The sequence below is a fragment of the Leifsonia shinshuensis genome (genome assembly GCF_031456835.1).
Lineage (GTDB): Bacteria > Actinomycetota > Actinomycetes > Actinomycetales > Microbacteriaceae > Leifsonia > Leifsonia shinshuensis_C.
In genome coordinates, this window is the sequence record NZ_JAVDVK010000001.1 from 1,811,952 (window position 1) to 1,832,166 (window position 20,215).

A 20,215-nucleotide genomic window follows, 5' to 3' on the forward strand; every position below is an offset into this window, starting at 1 on the left:
CGGGCCAGTGCGCGCGCCCGCGACCGCCGTCGGACGCGGCTCTAGGTCGGAGGGTCCCCGCGGTGGGATGGTGGGGTGGTGACCGTCGAAGCCGAACCACTCAGCCGCCTCCGCCAGCGCACCAGTGAGAAGTGGCGCGCCTACCCCGAGGACGTCCTCCCGCTGTTCGTCGCCGAGATGGACTACCCGCTCGCCCCGGCCGTCGCCGAGGCGCTGCATGCGGCGGTCGACCGCAACGACACCGGGTACATCGGCCCCGACGACCGCACCCAGCGGGCCTTCGCACGGTTCGCGCGCGACCGCTGGGGCTGGGAGGTCGAACCGGCGCGTACCCGGACGACGACGGATGTCGGCGTGGTGATCGTCGAATCCCTCCGGATGCTCATCGAGCCCGGCGACCGCGTCGTCATCACCCCGCCGGTCTACCCGCCCTTCTTCGACTTCATCCCGGAGGCCGGCGGCGTGGTCGAGGAGGTGCCGCTGATGGAGGGCGGGGCCGACGGCCGCGGCTGGGCCCTCGACGTCGATGGCCTGGAGCGCGCCTTCGCCGGGGGCGCGAAGGCGTTCCTGCTGTGCAACCCGCACAACCCGCTCGGGCTCGTCCACCCGCGGGAGGAGCTGGAGGCCGTGGCCGCGCTGGCCGCGCGCCACGGCGTGTGGGTCGTGAGCGACGAGGTGCACGCGCCGCTGACGCACTCCGACGCGACGTTCACCCCGTTCCTGTCCGTCTCCGACGAAGCGCGGCGGGTGGGTATCGCGGCCCATGCGGCGAGCAAGGCGTGGAACCTCGCCGGGCTGAAGTGCGCGCTGTTCGTGACGGCCTCGCGCGAGCAGTCGCAGCGCATCCACGCGCTCCCGATCGAGGTGGAGGTGCGGACCAGCCAGTTCGGCCGCATCGCCACGGAGGCCGCCTACCGCTCGGCGCGCAGCTGGCTGGATGGCGCGCTGGAGGCGATCGAATCCAATCGCGCACTGCTCTCGCTGCTGCTCACCGACCGGCTGCCGCGCGTGCGCTACCGGGAGCCGCTGGCCGGCTACCTGGCGTGGCTCGACTTCCGCGAACTCGGCTGGGGCGACGACCCGGCCGCCCGCATCCTGAACGAGGCCCGCGTCGCCGTCAACCCCGGCACCGACTTCGGGCGCCAGGGCGCCGGGTTCGTCCGGCTGAACTTCGCCTGCTCGCCGGAGGTGCTGACCGAGGCCGTCGACCGCATCGCCGAGCTGACCCGGCACTGACCCGGTCGCGACTGCTGCGTTTCGGAACGTCTGCGCCGGGGCGACCCGCCGCAGACGTTCCGAACGACCGCAGTCGTCGGATCAGCGACGGTAGTTCGGGGCCTCCACGACCATCTGCACGTCGTGCGGGTGCGACTCCTTGAGGCCGGCCGCGGTGATGCGCACGAACTTGCCGTTCTGCTTGAGCTCCGGGATGGTGCGCGCGCCGACGTAGAACATCGACTGCCGCAGGCCGCCGACGAGCTGGTACGCGACGGCGGAGAGCGGGCCGCGGAACGGCACCTGCCCCTCGATGCCCTCGGCGATCAGTTGCTCGTCGCTCGGCACGTCCGCCTGGAAGTAGCGGTCGCGCGAGTAGGAGGTCTTCTTGCCCCGGGTCTGGAGCGCGCCGAGCGAGCCCATGCCGCGGTAGTTCTTGAACTGCTTGCCGTTGACGAACACCAGCTCGCCCGGGGACTCGGAGGTCCCGGCGAGCAGCGAGCCGAGCATGACGCTGTCCGCGCCTGCGACCAGCGCCTTGGCGATGTCGCCGGAGTACTGGAGGCCGCCGTCGGCGATGAGCGGGACGTTCGCCTCGCGCGCCGCGAGCGACGCCTCGTACACGGCGGTCACCTGGGGCACGCCGACGCCCGCGACCACACGCGTGGTGCAGATGGAGCCCGGGCCGACGCCGACCTTGATCGCGTCCGCACCGGCGTCGATGAGCGCCTGAGCGCCGGAGCGCGTGGCGACGTTGCCCCCGATCACGTCGACGTGCGACGCGCGCGGCTCGGCCTTGAGGCGGCGGATGATGTCGAGCACGCCCGCGCTGTCGCCGTTAGCGGTGTCCACGACGATGACGTCGACGCCCGCGTCGACCAGCGTCATGGCGCGGTCCCAGGCGTCGCCAAAGAAGCCGATGGCGGCGCCGACGCGCAGCCGGCCCTCCTCGTCCTTCGTGGCGTCGGGGTACTTCTCGCTCTTGTCGAAGTCCTTGACCGTGATCAGTCCGCGCAGCTTGCCGTCTCCGTCCACCAGCGGCAGCTTCTCGATCTTGTGCTCGGCGAAGATGGCGACCGCGGAGTCCGGGTCGATGCCGACCGGAGCGGTGATCAGGGGCTGACGGGTCATCACGTCGCGCACCTTGGTGGTCGACCGCTCGAACGGCGAGACGAAGCGCATGTCGCGGTTGGTGATGATGCCGACCAGGGTGCCGTCCGGCTCCACGACCGGGAGGCCGCTGACGCGGAACTGGCCGCACAGCGCGTCCACCTCTTCGACGGTCGCGTCCGGGGTGGCGGTCACCGGGTTGGTGATCATGCCCGACTCGGAGCGCTTCACCTTGTCGACGTGGGCCGCCTGGTCCTCGATGGAGAGGTTGCGGTGGATGATGCCGATGCCGCCCTGGCGCGCCATGGCGACGGCCATCCGCGACTCGGTGACGGTGTCCATGGCGCTCGACAGCAACGGCGTTGCCATCGAGATCCGCTTGGTCAGGCGAGTGGAGGTGTCCGCCTCACTCGGGATGACGTCCGTGTGCCCGGGGAGCAGCATGACGTCGTCGTAGGTCAAACCGATGAATCCGAACGGATCCGCCTGGTCCATTTCACCCCTATCAAGATGCGCGACTGTGGATGCTCAATGGTAACGGCAGAAACTGGGCGGCTATTCCGCCGATCAGGGTCCGGGATCTGGTGGGTTTCAGTCGACCGGCGCGAGGTCGAGCTCCGCGGCGCGCTTACCCTGACGCGCGGCCACGATCATGTCGACGCTGAGGATGATGAGCGCGAGCCACACGATCGCGAAACCGACCCAGCGCTCGGGCGGCATCGCCTCGTGCAGCACCGCGACGCCGACGATGAACTGGATGAACGGGGCGAAGTACTGGATGAAGCCCATGTAGACGAGCGGCAGCCGCCGGGAGGCCGCGGCGAAGAACAGCAGCGGCACGGCCGTGATCACTCCCGCCCCGGCGAGCAGGACCGTGTGCCAGGGACCGGCGGAGCCGATCGTGAGGCCGGCGGTGACGCCGACGACGACCAGCTGGATGATGGCGACCGGGGTCAGCCACATGGTCTCCAGGGTGAGCCCCGAAAGAGCATCCACCCGTCCGCCGACGCGCTTCTTGATGAGCCCGTAGAAGCCGAACGAGAACGCGAGGATGAGCGCGATCCACGGAACCGAGCCGTATCCGACGGCCAGGACAATGACCGCGACGACGCTCACGCCGACGGCGACCCACTGGGCGATCCGGAGGCGCTCGCGCTGGACCAGCACACCCAGGAACACGGTCACGATCGGGTTGATGAAGTACCCGAGCGCCGCCTCCACGACGTGGCCGCTGACCGTGGCGAGAACGTAGGTCTGCCAGTTCACGTAGATGAACGCGCCGGCGAGGCCCATCGTGAGGAGGACCCGCCCATCCCGCAGCAGCGCCGCGAACCGGCCCCACGACCGCGTGACGGTCAGCGCGATGGCGCAGAAGACCAGCGAGAAGATGACCCGCCACGCCACGATCTCCCACGCGCCGGCCGGGGCGAGCGCGAGGAAGTAGATCGGGAGGATGCCCCAGAGGACGTACGCGGAGACCGCGTACACCAGCCCGGAGGTGCGGTGCGAGGAGAGGTCGTCAGGCTGTGCCACTCGCACGACTCTACCGCCGCCCGCAGACACCCCCGCCCCCCGGCGCCGCGGCAGACATCACCGCAGACACGACGACGGCCCGGCTGCTCAGAGCAGCCGGGCCGTCGGAAGAAGGGTGCGTCAGCGGACGACGACCGCGAGCACGTCGCGGGCCGAGAGGACCAGGTAGTCCTCGCCGCCGAACTTGACCTCGGTGCCACCGTACTTGGAGTAGATGACCTTGTCGCCCACGGCGACGTCGAGGGGGACGCGGTTGCCGTTGTCGTCGATGCGGCCCGGGCCCACGGCGACGACCTCGCCCTCCTGCGGCTTCTCCTTGGCGGTGTCGGGGATGACCAGACCGGAAGCAGTGGTCTGCTCAGCCTCGACCTGCTTGATGACGATGCGATCCTCGAGCGGCTTGATGGAGACCGACACGTTGACCCCTTTCCTGTGAAGAACAGTGTCTCGACTAAGACTGATTAGCAAACTCGCAGTGAGAGTGCTAACACGAGTCTAGGGGGTGCGTTAGCAGTCCCGCAACGTGAGTGCCAGGGTAGCCTGGACGCCATGGAACGGTCCGAGCTGGTCGCACTGCTGAGCCCCGAGGGCCTGCGCCTGCTCGACTCGCTCCCGCCGTACCGCAGCGAGCGCGACGTGCTGCGGATCGTCTCCGACCTGCGCAAGCAGGGGCACTCTCCCGCCCTCGTGGCCGCCGTCCTGACGCAGTCGAAGCTGCGCCGCAAGGCCCAGGCCAAGTTCGGCGACTTCGCCGCGAGCATGCTCTTCACGGAGGCCGGCCTGGAGCAGGCGACCCGGCTGCCGGTCGCCGCGCGTCACGCCGGACGGTTCCGCGCCGCCGGGCTGCACCGCGTCGCCGACCTCGGCTGCGGGATCGGCGGCGACGCCCTGGCCCTGGCCGCTCTCGAGCTCGAGGTGACCGCTGTGGAGGCCGACGAGGTCACCGCGGCGATCGCGTCCTTCAATCTCGCGCCGTTCCCGACGGCGACCGTCGAACACGGCCGGGCCGAGGATGTGGACCTCCGGACCGTCGACGGCGTGTTCCTCGACCCCGCCCGCCGCACCGCCGGGCACACGCAGACCGAGCGCCTCGTCGACCCCGACGACTACACTCCGTCGCTCGGTTTCGCGTACGAGCTGGCGACCGGCCGCTCGGTCGGCCTCAAGCTCGGCCCGGGTTTCGACCGCGATCTCATCCCCTCGAACGCGGAAGCGCAGTGGGTGTCGGCGGACGGGCAGGTCGTCGAGCTGGGCCTCTGGTTCGGGGCGCTGGCCCGCCCGGGCATCCGGCGAGCCGCCCTCGTGCTCCGCGGCGACCAGGCGGACGAGCTGGTCGCGGACGCGGACAGCGAGGACGAGGAGACCGGGCCCCTCGGCGAGTACCTCTACGAACCGGACGGCGCCGTCATCCGCGCCCGCCTCATCGGCGACCTCGCCCGGCGCATCGACGGGCGGATGCTCTCCGAGCAGATCGCCTACATCACCGCCGACGCCCCCGTGGAGACGCCGTTTGCCGCCGGTTTCCGGGTCCTCGAGACCCTGCCGTACGGCGAGAAGGACCTGAAACGCGCGCTGCGTCAGCGCGGGATCGGCACCCTGGAGATCAAGAAGCGCGGCGTCGATGTGGACCCCGCGGCCCTGCGCCGTCGGCTCGCCCTCAACGGCGACCGCCCGGCCACCCTGATCCTCACCAGGGTGGCCGGGCGGCACACGGCTCTGCTCGCCGAGCGGCTCTGATCAGCCTCCGTAGTTGTTGCCGTAGGTGGCGAGGCTGGCGAAGATGATCGCGAGGAAGATCCAGTAGATGATCGCGATCGCGATGCTGACGAAACCGAGGATGATACCGGTCAGCCAGAAGCCGCGAGCCTGCGGCTCCTTGCGGCGGCCGATGAAACCGAGGACGACCGCGGCGATGCCGAACAGGAATCCGATGCCCCACGCGAGGTTGAGCACGATGCCGACGATGCCGCCGACGAGTGAGAGGATGCTCAGGATCGGCGACTTGGCGGCCGGCTGCCCGTAGGGCTGCGCGTAGCCCGGAGCGGGCTGACCGTACGCCGGCTGACCGTAACCCGGCTGGCCCGGCTGCTGGCCGTAGGGCTGCTGCCCGTACGGCTGCTGACCATACGGCTGCTGGTAGCCCGGCGCCGGCGGCTGCTGGCCGTATCCCGGGGCAGGCGGCTGCTGGCCGTAGTCCGGCGCGGGCGGAGGCGGCGGCGGAACGGCGCCGGTGTCGCCTGCGGGCGGCTGGGGCGCGGCCGGCGGGACGGACCCGTTCTGCGCGTTCGGGTCCACCGGCTCGGCGGGGGTGTTCGGATCGGTCATGGGACCCATCTCCTTCAGTGGAAGTCGTCGTTCGGCGTCCCGTCCGGGAAGCTCCGCTTCCTGAGAGAACGCTGTATCAGGTCCATCGTGACAGGGTGCGCGCGGGGGTGTCAACGCACGACGTCAGCGGGTGACCTGAATCTCCGTCACCGGGAGCGTCGAGTCGGCCGAGAATGTCAGCTCGCTGGGCGCATGCCCGGCCAGGATGAGCTGCGCGCCGAGTGCCGCGATCATCGCGCCGTTGTCGGTGCACAGCGACAGGGCCGGGATGCGCAGCGCGACGCCCGCCTCCGCCGCGCGCTGCACGGCGAGCTGCCGCACCCGGGCGTTCGCGACGACCCCGCCGCCGAGCAGCAACCGGGGGACGCCGTGGTCGCGGCAGGCGGCCAGCGCCTTCGTGATCAGCACATCCACGACCGCCTCCCGGAAGGATGCGGCCACGTCGGCGACCGGCACCTCCTCCCCGGCGTCCTGCCGCTGCTCCACCCAGCGGGCGACCGCCGTCTTGAGCCCCGAGAACGAGAAGTCGTACCGGTGGTTCTCCAGGTCCTTCGGCCGCGTGAGCCCCCGCGGGAAGCGGATGGCGGCCGGATCGCCGTCCGCGGCGACCCGGTCGATCTGCGGACCGCCCGGATACGGCAGGCCGAGCACCCGCGCGACCTTGTCGAACGCCTCGCCCGCGGCGTCGTCGATGGTCTCGCCGAGCAGCTCGACATCCGACACCAGGTCGCGCACCAGGAGGAGCGAGGTGTGGCCTCCGGAGACCAGCAGCGCGATCGTCGGGAGCTCGACGGGATGGCCGGGGCCGCCCGACGCATCCAGCAGGTCCGCGCCGACGTGCCCGACCAGGTGATTGACGGCGTACAGCGGCTTGCCCAGGGAGACGGCGAGCGCCTTCGCGGCGCCGACCCCGACCATCAGCGCGCCCGAGAGCCCCGGACCGCTCGTGACCGCGATCGCGTCCACGTCGGCCAGCTCGATGCCGGCATCCGCGATCGCGGTGCGGAGCGTGGGCTCGAGCGCTTCGAGATGGGCGCGCGCCGCGACCTCGGGGACCACGCCGCCGTAGCGGGCGTGCTCCTCCATCGACGACGCGATCGTGTTCGCCAGCAGGGTCGTGCCGCGCACGATGCCGACGCCGGTCTCGTCGCACGAGGTCTCGATGCCGAGAACCAGGGGTCCGGAGTCCGTGGCTGCGATGGTCATGCGATCGTCGTCTCCGGGCTGGGGACGGTGAGGCGCATCACGATCGCGTCCACGCCGTCCGGCTGGTAGTAGCGGGGCCGCACGCCGATCTCCTCGAAGCCGAGCGCGCGGTAGAGCGTCTGCGCGCCGGGGTTGTCGGCGCGCACTTCGAGGAAGACCTCGCGCGCTCCGCGCCGCCGGGCCTCCCCGATCAGGGCGAGCATGAGCGTGCGCCCGAGGCCGCGACGGCGCGCCTGCGGCGCGACGGCGATGGTCTGGATGTCGCCCTCACCGGCCCCGCGCGGCGCCAGCAGACCGGCATAGCCGTCGATGCGGTCGGGCGCTCCGGGCTCGAAGGCGACGAGGTAGTAGCCGTGCTCACCGGTGACCTCGGAGAGCATCGAGCGCTCCGACCAGGCGTCCGTGACGAACACCGAGCGCTCGAGCTCCATGATCGCCGGGACGTCGTCGCGCGATGCGCGGCGCAGCTCGTAGGCGACGTGCGCGTTCGCAGCCGGCTCGACGGTCATGCGGTCACCCGCTTCGGGCCGGCGGAGAGGGTGACGTCGGGCGAGCGCAGGTACAGCGCCTCGTCCGGATCCATCGGTAGTCCGTTCGCGTAGCGCAGCTCGGCGAGCATCCCGAGGCGGCCTGCGGGCACCACCTCCGCGTCGAACCGCTCGATGCCGGGGTGCGGGAGGTCGTCCGGCTTCGCGAGTCCCGGCCCGTCCAACCGCACCGGCAGGCCGTGGTCGCCGGCGCCGGAGTAGGCGGTCCAATAGCGCTCGCGGCGCCGTGCATCCGTCACCACCAGCAGCGGTCCCGTGTGCCCGGCGGCGTAGCGGTCGTACGCCACGGCGTCGTGGCTGACCACCGGGACGAGGGGGCGGCCGATGCCGATCGCGAAGGCCTTCGCAGCAGCGATCCCGACGCGCAGCCCGGTGAACGGGCCGGGGCCCATGCCGGCGACGACACCGGAGAGCGCGCGCAGCTCGATGCCTGCGACGGTGAGCGCCTCGTCGATCAGCGTGCCGATCACCTCGGCGTGGCGCATGGTGTCGGTCTCGATCACCTCGGAGAGCACTCCGGCGTCCCGGTCGACGACCGCCACACTGGTGCCGGCCGACGTGTCGATGGCGAGAAGCATGCGTCCAGCCTATGCGGGATCGACGACGTCCGGCCCCTGAGCCCACCGCGGTCCGAAGCCCGTAATGGTCACCGTGCGCGGCTCATCCACCTGGTCGACGTCGGCCTCGTCGCCCGAGACCGCGTCGCCGCTCTGATCGGCGCCGGTCGGTCGCTCGATCGCGACCTCGAGCCACGATTCGGCGACGCCGTCGAGCATCCCGGCGCCCCACTCCACCACGACGACGGAGCGGGCGAAGTCGATGTCGAGGTCGTCCAGTTCCAGCGCGCTCGACAGGCGGTACGCATCCACGTGGACAAGCGGCGTCCCGCCGGACAGGCTGGGATGCGTGCGTGCGAGCACGAAGGTCGGGCTCGTCACCGGACCGCGCACGTCGAGCCCCTCCCCAATGCCACGGGTCAGCGTCGTCTTGCCCGCACCGAGCGGCCCGGACAGCACGACCAGGTCGCCCGCGCGCAGCAGGCGGGCGAGCTCCCGGCCCAGCTGGTGCATCTCCTCCGCGGTCGCGACGCAACGCACGGTGGGAGCGTGGGATGCGGTGCTCATCGCTCACCTCCGAGGAAGGTGCGGGTCAGCCTCCCGCCGAGCCGCGTGACGATCTCGTAGTTGATCGTGCCGGCGGCCTCCGCCCAGTCATCGGCGCTCGGGACACCCGTCGCCGGATCGCCGAACAGCACGACCTCGTCGCCGACCTGCACGTCGAGATCGCCGACATCCACCACGAACTGGTCCATGGCGACGCGACCACTCACCCGGAACGTCCGGCCGCCGATCGACACGGGCGCCCGGTTGGAGGCGTGCCGCGGGATGCCCTCGGCGTACCCCAGCGGGACCAGCGCCAGCGTCGTCTCCCCGGAGGTGCGGTACGTGTAGTCGTACGACACGCCCTTGCCCGCGGGGACCCGACGCACGGCGGCCACCCGGCCGCGCACCGTCATCGCGGGGCGGAGTCCCAGTTCGGCGGCCGAGCCGCCGAACGGCGAGAGACCGTAGACGGCGATGCCGAGACGCACCAGGTCGTACCGCGCCTCCGGCAGCGAGAGGGCCGCGGCGCTCGCGGCGATATGCCGGAGCTCGGGCGTCAGACCGGCCGCGGCAGCGCTGGCGAGTGCTCGCTCGAAGAACGCGATGGCCGCCCGGTCGTCCTCGGGCGAGGCGTTCGACAGGTGCGAGAAGATGCCGCGCACGACGATGGCGCCCTGGGTCTCGAGTTCCCGGGCCCGGGCGAACGCCGCATCCCAGTCCTCCTCGGCGAGCCCGTTGCGGCTCAGACCGGTCTCGACCTTGAGCTGCACGAAGACCGGCGCCGACCCGTCGCCCGCCGCGGCGGCGGCCTCGAGCTGACTGCGCGACGAGAGCCCAAGATCCAGTCCGGCCGCTGCGGCTGCGGCGAAGTCCTCATCCGGATCGTGCAACCACGCGAGCACGGGCGCGGTGATCCCGGCCTCGCGCAGCGCGAGCCCCTCGGCGATCTCGGCGACACCCAGCCAGTCCGCTCCCCCGGCCAGCGCCGCGCGGGCGCACTCGACCGCGCCGTGACCGTACGCATCCGCCTTGACGACCGCCATCACGTGCGGCGTGCCCACCAGCTCCCGCAGGCGGGCGACGTTGCCGGCCACCGCATCCAGGTCGACGACACGCTCGCGGAACGCTGCGCTCACGGCGCGCACTCCGTCACGACGAACGCGGTCGCGATCCCGGCGTCGTGCGACATCGACACGTGGATGCGCGTGATGCCGCGCTCGCGCACCTGCGCCTGGACCACGTTGTGCAGCACGAAACCGGGGTTCCTCTCCTCGTCCGGGACGATCTCCATGTCGTGCCAGCGCACGCCCTCGGAGCCGCCGAGCGCCTTGATGAGCGCCTCCTTCGCCGCGAACCGCGCGGCGAGGGAGTGCACGGGAAGCGGGCGCTCCGCCTCCGTGAACAGTCGCTCGCGCAGCTTCGGGGTCCGCGCGATGGACCGCTCGAAGCGGGCCAGATCGACGACGTCGACCCCGATGCCGGCGATCACGGCATCACTCCACGGTGACGGACTTGGCCAGGTTGCGCGGCTGGTCCACGTCGAGGCCCTTGGCCGCCGAGAGCTCCATCGCGAAGATCTGCAGCGGCACGACCGCGAGCAGCGGCTCGAAGAGCGGCGCGGCGAGCGGGATGCGGATGACCTCGTCGGCGAACGGGAGCACCGCCGCATCCCCGGCCTCGGCGATCGCGATGACGCGGGCGCCGCGGGCGCGGATCTCCTGGATGTTCGACACGACCTTCTTGTGCAGCTCGTCCGACCAGCGCGGGCTCGGGACGACGACGAAGACGGGCTGGCCCGGCTCGATCAGCGCGATCGGCCCGTGCTTCAGCTCGCCGGCCGCGAAGCCCTCGGCGTGGATGTACGCGAGCTCCTTCAGCTTCAGCGCACCCTCCAGGGCGATCGGGTAGCCGACGTGGCGGCCGAGGAAGAGCACGGAGCGGGTGTCCGACATCCACTTGGCCAGCTGGGCGATCTCGCCGTGCGACTCGAGCACGGTCGCGATCTTCTCGGGCACGGACTGCAGCTCGGCGATCGCGTCGCGCTGCTGCGCGGCGGACAGGGTGCCGCGCACGCGGGAGAGATGCAGGCCGAAGAGGTAGAGCGCCGTGATCTGGGCGACGAACGCCTTCGTCGAGGCGACCGCGACCTCCGGGCCGGCGTGCGTGTAGAGCGCCGCATCGGACTCGCGCGGGATGGTCGCACCCTGCGTGTTGCAGACGGAGATCGCCTTGGCGCCGGCCTCGCGGGCGTACTTGACGGCCATCAGCGTGTCCATCGTCTCGCCCGACTGGCTGATGGAGATGACGAGCGTGCCGTCCGTGAGCACCGGCTCGCGGTACCGGAACTCGTGGCTGAGCTCGACGGTGACGGGCACGCGGGCCCACTTCTCGATCGCGTAGCTGCCGACCAGACCGGCGTACGCGGCCGTGCCGCAGGCGATGATGGTGATGCGGTCGATGCCCGCGAAGTACTCGTCGCCCAGCGCATCCAGCTCGGGGATGTGCACGGTCTCGCCGACCAGGCGGCCGCGCAGCGTGTTCGCCACCGCGTCCGGCTCCTCGGCGATCTCCTTCGCCATGAACGACGACCAGCCGCCCTTCTCGGCGGCGGACGCGTCCCAGGCGACCTCGAACGGCTCGACCTCGACCGGCGCGCCGACGAAGTCGGTGACGATCACGCTGTCCGGCGTGATCGTGACGATCTGGTCCTGTCCGATCGCCATCGCGCGGCGGGTGTGCTCGACGAACGCGGCGACATCCGAGCCGAGGAAGTTCTCGCCGTCACCCAGCCCGATCACGAGCGGGGAGTTGCGGCGCGCGCCGACGACGACGTGCGGCTGGTCCTGGTGCATCGCCAGCAGCGTGAAGGCGCCCTCCAGGCGCGACACGACGGCCTGGAACGCCTGCGGCAGGTCGCCGGTGCGGTGGTACTCACGGCCGAGGAGCACAGCGGCGACCTCGGTGTCGGTCTCGGACTCGAAGGCGAACCCGTCGGCGAGGAGCTCGTCCTTCAGCGTGGCGAAGTTCTCGATGATCCCGTTGTGGATGACCGCGAGGCGGCCCTCGTCACCCAGGTGCGGGTGCGCGTTCACGTCGGTCGGGCCGCCGTGCGTCGCCCAGCGGGTGTGGCCGATGCCGGTCTGACCGTTCGGGATGGGATTGTGCTTCAGCTCGTCGGTCAGCACCGAGAGCTTCCCGGCCTTCTTGGCGGTGCCCAGGGCACCGTCCGGACCGATGACGGCGATGCCGGCCGAGTCGTATCCGCGGTATTCCAGCCGCTTCAGACCGCCGAGGAGCACCTCGAGGCTCTTGTCGGTACCGACGTACCCCACGATTCCACACATGCACCCGAGTCTATCGTGGGCGCGGATGAAGCCCCGCTGGGAGGCCACCCCTAGACTGGGTGCCCTATGCTTCCGAACGGTGACTCCTCCACCCCCTTCGTCGAGCTGAGCCGGAGCGACTGGGCCGAGCTGGCGCAGAACACGCGCCTCCCGCTGCTGGAGACCGAGATCGTGCAGCTGCGGGGTCTCGGCGATCCGCTCGACATGCGCGAGGTGGAAGAGGTCTACCTGCCGCTGAGCCGTCTGCTCAACCTCTACGTGGGCGGCGCCAAGCAGCTGCACCGGGTGACGAGCGACTTCCTCGGGGAGCGCGCGGCGAGCACGCCGTTCGTGATCGGCGTCGCCGGATCCGTCGCCGTGGGCAAGTCGACCATCGCGCGCCTCCTCCGTGAGCTGCTGTCGCGCTGGGACGACACCCCCCGCGTCGAGCTCGTCACCACGGACGGCTTCCTGCTCCCCAACGTCGAGCTCGAGCGGCGCGGCCTCATGGAGCGCAAGGGCTTCCCCGAGTCGTACGACCGTAAGGCGCTGCTGCGCTTCGTCACCGCCATCAAGAGCGGCGCCCCCGAGGTTCGCGCCCCGTTCTACTCCCATCTCAGCTACGACATCGTGCCGGACGCGGAGATCGTGGTCCGCCGTCCCGACGTGCTGATCGTCGAGGGCCTCAACGTGCTGCAGCCCGCGGGCGGCGGCAACCGGCTGGCCGTGAGCGACCTGTTCGACTTCAGCGTCTACGTGGATGCGCGCACCCGCGACATCGCCCGCTGGTATGAGGAGCGGTTCCTCAAGCTGCAGCGAGGCGCCTTCGCCAACCCGAAGTCGTACTTCCACCGCTACGCGTCGCTCACCGAGGAGCAGGCGCGGGCCCGGGCCGCCGCGATCTGGTCGAGCATCAACGAGCCGAACCTCGTGCAGAACATCCGGCCGACCCGCTCGCGCGCCAAGCTGGTGCTGCGCAAGGACGAGGACCACGCCGTCAGCTCGGTCCTGCTCCGCAAGCTGTAGGGCATTCAGACCTCACGTCCAGATGCGGGAGGCCGTCAAGCTCTGGCCCGGGATGCACACATCCCGTAGGCATGAGGCATGCCAACTCCACGCTCCCGCGCCGCCGAGGTGTTCGGCCGTCGCGTGCGCGAGGCGCGCATCGCCCTCGGCATGAGCCAGGAGGACATCGCCGGGCTGGCCGACATGCACGTCACCAATTACGGCCGCGTTGAGCGCGGCGAGGCGAACTCCGAGCTGCACACGATCGTCCGTCTCGCGACCGCGTTGAACGTGGATCCGGCCGAGCTGATGAGCGGCCTGTACGGCGCCGACATGCTGCCGGATCGGTCGCGCGCCTACTCGGTCGCCGACTTCATCGCCGCCCGGCGGGCGCAGGAGTCGCGCTAGGCGCTGACATCGCGCTAGGCGCTGCGGTAGCAGCCTCTCCGCGAGCGTCCCTCAGAGGGAGAGGCGCTCCCGCACGACGTCGGCCAGCTCGGCGGCGAGGCGCTCCGCGGTCTCCTGATCGGCCGCCTCCACCATCACGCGCACCAGCGGCTCGGTCCCGGAGGGACGGAGCAGGACGCGACCGGTGTCGCCCAGGGCGCTCTCCGCGGTCTGCACAGCCGTGCGCAGGAGTTCGTCGGTGTGGACGCCGTGGTGGTCGACGTTCTTCACGTTGATCATCACCTGCGGGTAGACGGTCATCACGCTGGCCAGCTCGGCGAGCGACTTCTTCTGGCGCGCCATCTCGCTGAGGAGGTGGAGCCCGGTGAGGATGCCGTCGCCGGTGGTCGCGAACTCGCGCATGATGACGTGGCCGGACTGCTCACCGCCGAGGGAGAAGTCGTGCTCGTTCATCTCCTCGAGCACGTAGCGGTCGCCGACCGCGGTCTCGACGACCCGGATGCCGTGCTCGCGCATGGCCAGCTTGAGGCCGAGGTTGCTCATCACCGTGGCGACCAGCGTGTCCTCGTGCAGCTTGCCGCGCTCCTTCATGCCGACCGCGAGGATCGCCATGATCTGGTCGCCGTCGACCACGTTTCCGTTCGCGTCGATCGCGAGGCAGCGGTCCGCGTCGCCGTCGTGGGCGATGCCGACGTCGGCGCCGGCGGCGAGCACGGCCTCCGCGAGCTTGTCGAGGTGGGTGGAGCCGACCCCGTCGTTGATGTTCATGCCGTCCGGGGAGTCGCCGATCACGGTGACCCGGGCGCCGGCGTCGGTGAACACCTCCGGCGAGATGCCGGCGGCCGCGCCGTGGGCGCAGTCGAGCACGACGTGGATGCCGTCGAGGCGGTGCGGCAGGCTGGCCAGCAGGTGGACGACGTAGCGGTCCTCCGCGTCGGCGAAGCGGCGGATGCGGCCGACCGCCGCGCCGGTGGGCGTCAGCTTGTCGAGGTCGAGGTGCTGCTCGATGCGGTCCTCGACGATGTCCGGGAGCTTGGTGCCTCCACGGGCGAAGATCTTGATGCCGTTGTCGGGCGCCGGGTTGTGCGACGCCGACACCATCACACCGAAGTCCGCGTCGAAGTCGGCGATGAGGAACGCCGCGGCGGGTGTGGGGATGACTCCCGCGTCGTACACGTCGATGCCGGAGCTGGCGAGCCCGGCCGCGACGGCGGCGGAGAGGAACTCGCCCGAGACGCGGGGGTCACGGGCGACGATGGCCGAGGGGCGCTTGCCGGCGGCGCGGCGCGCCTCGGCGCTTCGGCCTTGCGTCAGTACAGCAGCAGCTGACTGCGCAAGGCCGAGCGCCAGGTCGGCGGTGAGACTGCCGTTCGCGAGACCGCGAACGCCGTCGGTTCCGAAAAGGCGGGGCATGGACCGAAGCCTAGACGCTCGCGAGCGTCAACGCTTGGAGAACTGCGACGCCTTGCGGGCCTTCTTGAGACCGGCCTTCTTGCGCTCGGTGACGCGAGCGTCGCGGGTCAGGAAGCCGGCCTTCTTGAGGGTCGGGCGGTTGTTCTCGCGGTCGATCTCGTTGAGAGCGCGCGCGATGGCGAGGCGCAGGGCGCCCGCCTGGCCGGAGGGGCCGCCGCCGGTGATGCGGGCGACCACGTCGTAGGAGCCGACGAGGTCGAGCACCTTGAACGGGTCGGTGATGAGCTGCTGGTGCAGCTTGTTCGGGAAGTAGTCCGCGAACTCACGGCCGTTGACCGTGAGGGTGCCGGAACCCGGGACCAGGCGCACGCGCGCGATGGCCTCCTTGCGGCGGCCGACGGCCGCGCCGGGGACGGAGAGGACGGCGCGCGGGGCGGCCGGGGCCTCAGAGGCCGGAGTCTCGGTCGAGTAGGACTCGACGTTCTCGGCCTGGGCAGTGTCGATGCTGTCTGCGATCTTCGCCACGGTGGTGATAATCCTTTGTCTCTTGAAGTCTGAAGGTCTGCGTCGCCGGCGTTACTGGGCGACCTGGCCGAGCGTGTACTGCTTCGGCTGCTGAGCGGCGTGCGGGTGCTCGCTTCCGGTGTAGACCTTCAGCTTGCGGAGCTGGGCGCGACCGATGGAGTTCTTCGGGAGCATGCCGCGGACGGCCTTCTCGACGGCGCGGATCGGGTTCTTCTCGAGGAGCTCGGAGTAGGTGGTGGCCTTGAGGCCGCCCGGGTAGCCCGAGTGGCGGTAGGCCTTCTTCTGCAGAGCCTTCTGACCGGTCAGCGCGACCTTGTCGGCGTTGACGATGATGACGAAGTCGCCCATGTCCATGTGCGGAGCGAAGGTCGGCTTGTGCTTGCCGCGCAGCAGCGCGGCGGTGTGGCTGGCGAGACGGCCGAGCACGACATCGGTCGCGTCGATGACGACCCAGTCGCGCTGGATCTCGTCTGCCTTCGGGGAATAGGTGCGCGTCACAGTAGTGGCTGCTTTCTGTCTCGAACGGAGGTGTTCGTGAATCCCGCTCCGTTGGGGGTTCGCACGCCGATGGCGAGAGAACCGGACCGGTGGAGGGCTCACGTTCGTGCGTCCGGCCGCAGGGGGCCCGGACACCAAAGGTCAATACTACGTGAGCCGGGAGTACCCGGTCAAACCGGGAGGGAAAGGCCCACCTGCTGCTCGGCGACCTCCCACACCCGGGCAGCCTCCACGGTATCGCGGAGCGGCGGGTACAGGGTCTGCTCCGCCGGTGCCCCGCCGAGGTGACCCGGTCCGCTGGGACCGTACATCCGGCCACCTTCCGCATCCGGTCCGGTCGCAGCGAGCAGCGCGGGCAGCGCGGCGGTCTCCGGGGTGCCGACCAGGATGCCGCGCGCGGACAGTCGGCGGATGAGGCGGACGGCGCCGGTGTCCGCCGCGCGCCCGTACCCGGGCTGCGCTGCGAGCAGGTTGGTCGGCGCGACCCCGGGGTGCGCGAGGTTGCTGCTGATCCCCCAGCCGTCCGCGGCGCTGCGGCGGTCCAGCTCGAGCCCGAACAGGCCGAGCGCGATCTTCGAGGCGCTGTAGGCCGCTTGGGCGCGGTACCGACGCTCGCCGGCGAGGTCGTCCCAGTCGATCGCGCCCCTGCGCGCTGCGACGCTCACCTGCGAGGTGACCCGTGCGCGCCCGTCCCGGAGCAGCGGGAAGAGTGCCCCGACGAGCGCGACATGGCCGAGGTGGTTGGTGCCCCACTGCAGCTCGAACCCGTCCACCGTGGTGCGGCGCTCCGGCGGCGTCATCAGCCCGGCGTTGTTGATGAGGATGTGGACCGGGCGGCCGTCCGATCGCATCCCCTCGCCGAAGGCGGCGACCGAGTCGAGCGAGGCGAGGTCGAGGTCGCGCAGCACCAGGTCCGCATCCGGGACGGCCGAACGGATCCGATCCGCCGCCGCAGCCCCCTTCGCGCGGTTGCGCACGGGCAGGACCACCTCCGCGCCGGCCTGCGCGAGCCGTGCCGCGATGACCGTTCCCATACCGTCGCTGGCCCCCGTGACGACGGCCCGCCTGCCGGTGAGCGGTGGGATGTGGATGTCGATCGTGCGTGCCACGGTGTTCTCCTTCGTTCGGTGACTCCACCCTGGACGCTCCGGTCCGCCGTAGCCACGGCCCGGCGATCCGTGGTTACGGAGAGCGCCAGACGGTAGACATGAGAGGTGATCGATCGCATCGGACTCGCCGAATTCCTCCGGACGCGGCGCGACCTGCTGCAGCCGGAGGACGTGGGTCTCCCCCGCGGCAGCCGTCGCCGCACGTCCGGGCTGCGGCGCGAGGAAGTGGCGGCACTGGCCCACATGTCCGTCGACTACTACGCCCGTCTGGAGCGGGAACGGGGTCCTCAGCCGTCCGAGCAGATGCTCGCATCCATCGCACAGGGGCTGCATCTCTCCCATGCCGAGCGCGATCACCTGTTCCGTCTCGCCGGTCACACCCCGCCGGCGCAGGGCTCCGAGAGCGAGCACGTGAGCCCCGGCCTGCTGCGCGTGCTCGACCGGCTCGACGACACCCCGGCCGAGATCGTGACCGAACTGGGAGAGACGCTGCGGCAGAGCCGGATGGGCGTGGCACTGACGGGCGACACGGCGTCGCTCCGCGGTCCGGAGCGCAGTCTCGGGGTGCGATGGTTCACCGATCCCGCCTCACGCCGTCTGTACGCGCCGCGCGACCACGACTTCCTGAGCCGGATGTTCGCCTCCGGCCTGCGCGAGATCGTGACGGCCCGTGGCCCCGGCTCACGAGCGGCCGCCCTGGCGGAGTACATCCTCGACCGCAGCGCCGAGTTCCGGACGCTCTGGGCGGCGCACGAGGTCGGGCTCCGGCCGAAGGAGGTCAAACATTTCGCGCACCCGGAGGTCGGGGAGCTCGAACTCCACTGCCAGCAGCTCGTCGACCCGGGTCACGCGCACTCGCTGCTGGTCTACACGGCGATCCCGGGCAGTGAGTCCGCGGAGAAGCTGCGACTGCTGTCGGTCATCGGGGCCCAGGCACTGCGCTGAGGGTCGCGTCGCCGGGTTGGACGCTAGAGCTCCCGTATCGCGCGAGTCCTCTCAGCCCGGAGGGCCAGCTCCGCGCCCTCCGGGTAGCCGACCTCCAGCAGGGTGAGACCGCGGGCGGGCATGACCTTGAACGCGCTGGTCCGGCGGCGCTCGTCGCGCAGGGCGACCAGGGCGCCCGGCTCCAGCTTGCCCTCCCCCACCTCGACGCACGCGCCGACCAGGGCGCGGACCATGCTGTGGCAGAACGCGTCGGCGGTCAGGTCGGCGATCAGCACGCCCTCGGCATCCCTGCTCCACGAGAAGGCCTGCAACGTCCGGATGGTCGTCGCGCCCTCCCGCGCCTTGCAGTAGCTGGCGAAGTCGTGCAGTCCGAGGAGTCCGTGCGAGGCCATGTCCATGCGGGCGACGTCGAGATCCGACGACACCCACGCCGTGCGGTGGCGCTGCAGCGGGTCGCGCAGCGCGAGACGGTCGGCGACCCGGTACTCGTAGCGGCGCCAGAGCGCCGAGAACCGGGCGTCGAACCCGTCGGGCGCGACGGTCGCGGCGAGCACCACGACGTCGGAGACCGGGCCGAGGATGCCGTTGAGCCGGCGGCCCAGCGCCTCCTCCGCCGAGAGCGGCGGCCGCTTGCCGTGCGGTTTGCGCAGCACAGCCTCCTGCTCCGGGGTGAGATCGATGTGCGCCACCTGGCCGACGGCATGGACCCCGGCGTCGGTGCGTCCCGCGACCGTGAGCAGCGGAGGCTCCCCCGCCCGGCGGAAGATCGTCGCCAGCGCGTCCTCCAGCGTCCCCTGCACCGTCCGCAGCCCGGGCTGACGCCCCCAGCCGTTGAAGTCGGTGCCCTGGTACGCGATGTCGAGCCGGTAGCGGCGCGCCAGCCGAGGCGCGGCCGCGTCAGTAGGCACGGACCAGACCCGTCTCGGCCTGCGTGGTGACGAAGCCCATCCCGGTGTACAGGCCCAGCGCACCGGTCGGGTTCTCGGCGTCCACGTCGAGCACCACCTTGTCCCAGCCGCGCGCGGCGCACGCCTCGAGCACGCTGCGCAGCAGTGTCGGTGCGATACGGCGACCGCGGTACGGCCGCGTCACCGCCACGGTCGACACGTACGCGCCGGTGAAGCCCTGCCCCTCCCAGTCGTCCTCGTTCACGTCGGTGAGCAGCACGCCGGCGACCTCGTCGCCCGCCAGCGCCACGAAGGAGAGCTCCGGTACGAAGACGCCCGAGACCAGTCCGGCGAACTGCTCGTCGCTGAGCGGCTGGCTGCCCCAGTGGTCGCGGAAGGCGTCGTCGCGCGCCACGTGGACGGCATCGGCCAGCTCGCTCGTGTACGGCACGATCCGCACATCCACCGTCGGAGAGACGTCGGGGATGGGGTCCCGCAGGTCGCGCTCCATGGTGCGGAAGTAGCGCGCCACCTCGAACCCGCCGGCCAGCAGCAGCCGCTCACGGTCGGGCGCCCGGCGGTCCGCGTAGCCGACGAGCCAGCCGGGCAGCGTCTTCTCCGAGGCGGCGAGCTTCTGCTCGCCGCGGGCGCGCTGCCAGGCGAGCAGCTCGCGCCCGATCCCCTGTCCCCGGAACTCAGGATGCACGCCGCCGTTCATGAACTCCCGCACCAGCGTCTCCTGCCGGGGCGGTTCCATGACGACCCCGACCGCGACGACGCGTCCGTCCGCGGTGACCGCGAGCAGCGTGTCGGCCTCGAGGTCGACGAAGCTGTAGCCGAGCTCCTCCTCGACCTCCTCGCGGGTGGCGACATAGTTCGGGTGGTCCTGGACGGCGATCGCCCGGTACACCTCGTGCACGGCGTCGACGTCCGCCGCCGTGGCGGGACGCCAGTCGGCGATGAGGGGATGCTGCGGGCGGTAGGTCGGCGGCGCGGTGACCCGCTCGCGGAGCGGCGGCAGGGTGTCGTCGGTCATCCCTTCACCCTAGAGCCTCGGCTCCC

At 71.2% G+C, this 20,215-nt stretch carries 22 protein-coding genes; 5 read left to right on the forward strand and 17 right to left on the reverse strand.

The genetic code is table 11. The annotated features are described in order from the left end of the window. Positions 1-78: 78 nt before the first annotated feature. On the forward strand, positions 79-1,236 hold the full coding sequence (locus tag J2W45_RS08820) for a MalY/PatB family protein (protein ID WP_310134994.1): 1,158 nt from the start codon (positions 79-81) through the stop codon (positions 1,234-1,236). A gap of 81 nt (positions 1,237-1,317) precedes the next feature. Here J2W45_RS08820 and guaB read toward each other — a convergent pair whose 3' ends face one another. The 3 genes from guaB to groES form a co-directional block, all read right to left on the reverse strand. Further along, positions 1,318-2,820: an IMP dehydrogenase gene (guaB, locus tag J2W45_RS08825; RefSeq protein ID WP_310130884.1), complete on the reverse strand. Its 1,503-nt coding sequence runs from the start codon at positions 2,818-2,820 to the stop codon at positions 1,318-1,320. 96 nt (positions 2,821-2,916) lie between these two features. Further along, a complete protein-coding gene (gene rarD / locus J2W45_RS08830) occupies positions 2,917-3,858 on the reverse strand; it encodes an EamA family transporter RarD (RefSeq protein ID WP_310130886.1) in 942 nt (313 codons plus the stop codon). 120 nt (positions 3,859-3,978) lie between these two features. Then, positions 3,979-4,275: a co-chaperone GroES gene (groES, locus tag J2W45_RS08835; protein WP_055894868.1), complete on the reverse strand. Its 297-nt coding sequence runs from the start codon at positions 4,273-4,275 to the stop codon at positions 3,979-3,981. Positions 4,276-4,407: 132 nt separating this feature from the next. On the opposite strand from groES, the gene J2W45_RS08840 reads away from it, so the two are divergent. After that, a complete protein-coding gene (locus J2W45_RS08840; protein WP_310130888.1) occupies positions 4,408-5,595 on the forward strand; it encodes a class I SAM-dependent methyltransferase in 1,188 nt (395 codons plus the stop codon). On the opposite strand, the gene J2W45_RS08845 is transcribed toward J2W45_RS08840, so the two are convergent. The 8 genes from J2W45_RS08845 to glmS all read right to left on the reverse strand — a co-directional run bounded on the left by J2W45_RS08845 (position 5,596) and on the right by glmS (position 12,384). After that, the gene (locus J2W45_RS08845) at positions 5,596-6,183 is read right to left on the reverse strand and encodes a DUF4190 domain-containing protein (protein ID WP_310130890.1); all 588 of its coding nucleotides are present in this window, start codon (positions 6,181-6,183) and stop codon (positions 5,596-5,598) included. Positions 6,184-6,306: 123 nt separating this feature from the next. Continuing rightward, positions 6,307-7,389 (reverse strand): tRNA (adenosine(37)-N6)-threonylcarbamoyltransferase complex transferase subunit TsaD, encoded by a 1,083-nt coding sequence (gene tsaD / locus J2W45_RS08850; RefSeq protein ID WP_310130892.1) that lies wholly within the window; start codon positions 7,387-7,389, stop codon positions 6,307-6,309. Next, positions 7,386-7,898, reverse strand: coding sequence for a ribosomal protein S18-alanine N-acetyltransferase (rimI, locus tag J2W45_RS08855; protein ID WP_310130894.1), 513 nt, complete (start codon positions 7,896-7,898; stop codon positions 7,386-7,388). Before rimI ends, tsaD begins: the two co-directional genes overlap by 4 nt. After that, entirely contained in the window at positions 7,895-8,515 is a 621-nt protein-coding gene (gene tsaB / locus J2W45_RS08860; protein WP_310130895.1) for a tRNA (adenosine(37)-N6)-threonylcarbamoyltransferase complex dimerization subunit type 1 TsaB, read from the reverse strand. Before tsaB ends, rimI begins: the two co-directional genes overlap by 4 nt. Before the next feature lie 9 nt (positions 8,516-8,524). Beyond that, positions 8,525-9,061 (reverse strand): tRNA (adenosine(37)-N6)-threonylcarbamoyltransferase complex ATPase subunit type 1 TsaE, encoded by a 537-nt coding sequence (gene tsaE / locus J2W45_RS08865; RefSeq protein WP_310130897.1) that lies wholly within the window; start codon positions 9,059-9,061, stop codon positions 8,525-8,527. After that, positions 9,058-10,185 (reverse strand): alanine racemase, encoded by a 1,128-nt coding sequence (gene alr / locus J2W45_RS08870; RefSeq protein WP_310130900.1) that lies wholly within the window; start codon positions 10,183-10,185, stop codon positions 9,058-9,060. Before alr ends, tsaE begins: the two co-directional genes overlap by 4 nt. After that, positions 10,173-10,529 (reverse strand): holo-ACP synthase, encoded by a 357-nt coding sequence (locus J2W45_RS08875; protein ID WP_310130902.1) that lies wholly within the window; start codon positions 10,527-10,529, stop codon positions 10,173-10,175. The genes alr and J2W45_RS08875 overlap by 13 nt, the downstream gene beginning before the upstream one ends. A 4-nt stretch (positions 10,530-10,533) precedes the next feature. Beyond that, positions 10,534-12,384, reverse strand: a complete 1,851-nt coding sequence (gene glmS / locus J2W45_RS08880; RefSeq protein WP_310130903.1) for a glutamine--fructose-6-phosphate transaminase (isomerizing) — start codon at positions 12,382-12,384, stop codon at positions 10,534-10,536. A 66-nt stretch (positions 12,385-12,450) separates the two neighbouring features. On the opposite strand from glmS, the gene coaA reads away from it, so the two are divergent. Both coaA and J2W45_RS08890 read left to right on the forward strand, forming a co-directional pair. Next, positions 12,451-13,389, forward strand: coding sequence for a type I pantothenate kinase (gene coaA, locus J2W45_RS08885; protein WP_310130905.1), 939 nt, complete (start codon positions 12,451-12,453; stop codon positions 13,387-13,389). A gap of 78 nt (positions 13,390-13,467) precedes the next feature. Continuing rightward, positions 13,468-13,776, forward strand: a complete 309-nt coding sequence (locus J2W45_RS08890) for a helix-turn-helix domain-containing protein (RefSeq protein WP_310130907.1) — start codon at positions 13,468-13,470, stop codon at positions 13,774-13,776. Between the two features lie 51 nt (positions 13,777-13,827). On the opposite strand, the gene glmM is transcribed toward J2W45_RS08890, so the two are convergent. The 4 genes from glmM to J2W45_RS08910 form a co-directional block, all read right to left on the reverse strand. Further along, on the reverse strand, positions 13,828-15,189 hold the full coding sequence (glmM, locus tag J2W45_RS08895) for a phosphoglucosamine mutase (protein WP_310130910.1): 1,362 nt from the start codon (positions 15,187-15,189) through the stop codon (positions 13,828-13,830). A 27-nt stretch (positions 15,190-15,216) separates the two neighbouring features. Then, positions 15,217-15,714, reverse strand: a complete 498-nt coding sequence (gene rpsI, locus J2W45_RS08900) for a 30S ribosomal protein S9 (protein ID WP_310130914.1) — start codon at positions 15,712-15,714, stop codon at positions 15,217-15,219. A 51-nt stretch (positions 15,715-15,765) separates the two neighbouring features. Next, on the reverse strand, positions 15,766-16,212 hold the full coding sequence (rplM, locus tag J2W45_RS08905) for a 50S ribosomal protein L13 (RefSeq protein WP_310130916.1): 447 nt from the start codon (positions 16,210-16,212) through the stop codon (positions 15,766-15,768). Between the two features lie 170 nt (positions 16,213-16,382). Continuing rightward, positions 16,383-17,321 carry an SDR family oxidoreductase gene (locus J2W45_RS08910; protein ID WP_310130918.1) on the reverse strand — a complete coding sequence of 313 codons (939 nt, stop codon included), beginning with the start codon at positions 17,319-17,321 and terminating at the stop codon, positions 16,383-16,385. A 105-nt stretch (positions 17,322-17,426) separates the two neighbouring features. Between J2W45_RS08910 and J2W45_RS08915 the strand changes: the two genes are divergently transcribed. Next, complete coding sequence (locus J2W45_RS08915; protein WP_310130922.1) at positions 17,427-18,266, forward strand: helix-turn-helix transcriptional regulator; 840 nt, start codon at positions 17,427-17,429, stop codon at positions 18,264-18,266. A 23-nt stretch (positions 18,267-18,289) separates the two neighbouring features. On the opposite strand, the gene truA is transcribed toward J2W45_RS08915, so the two are convergent. Both truA and J2W45_RS08925 read right to left on the reverse strand, forming a co-directional pair. Beyond that, entirely contained in the window at positions 18,290-19,174 is an 885-nt protein-coding gene (gene truA / locus J2W45_RS08920; protein WP_310130924.1) for a tRNA pseudouridine(38-40) synthase TruA, read from the reverse strand. Beyond that, entirely contained in the window at positions 19,164-20,189 is a 1,026-nt protein-coding gene (locus tag J2W45_RS08925) for a GNAT family N-acetyltransferase (protein ID WP_310130926.1), read from the reverse strand. Before J2W45_RS08925 ends, truA begins: the two co-directional genes overlap by 11 nt. Positions 20,190-20,215: the final 26 nt, after the last annotated feature.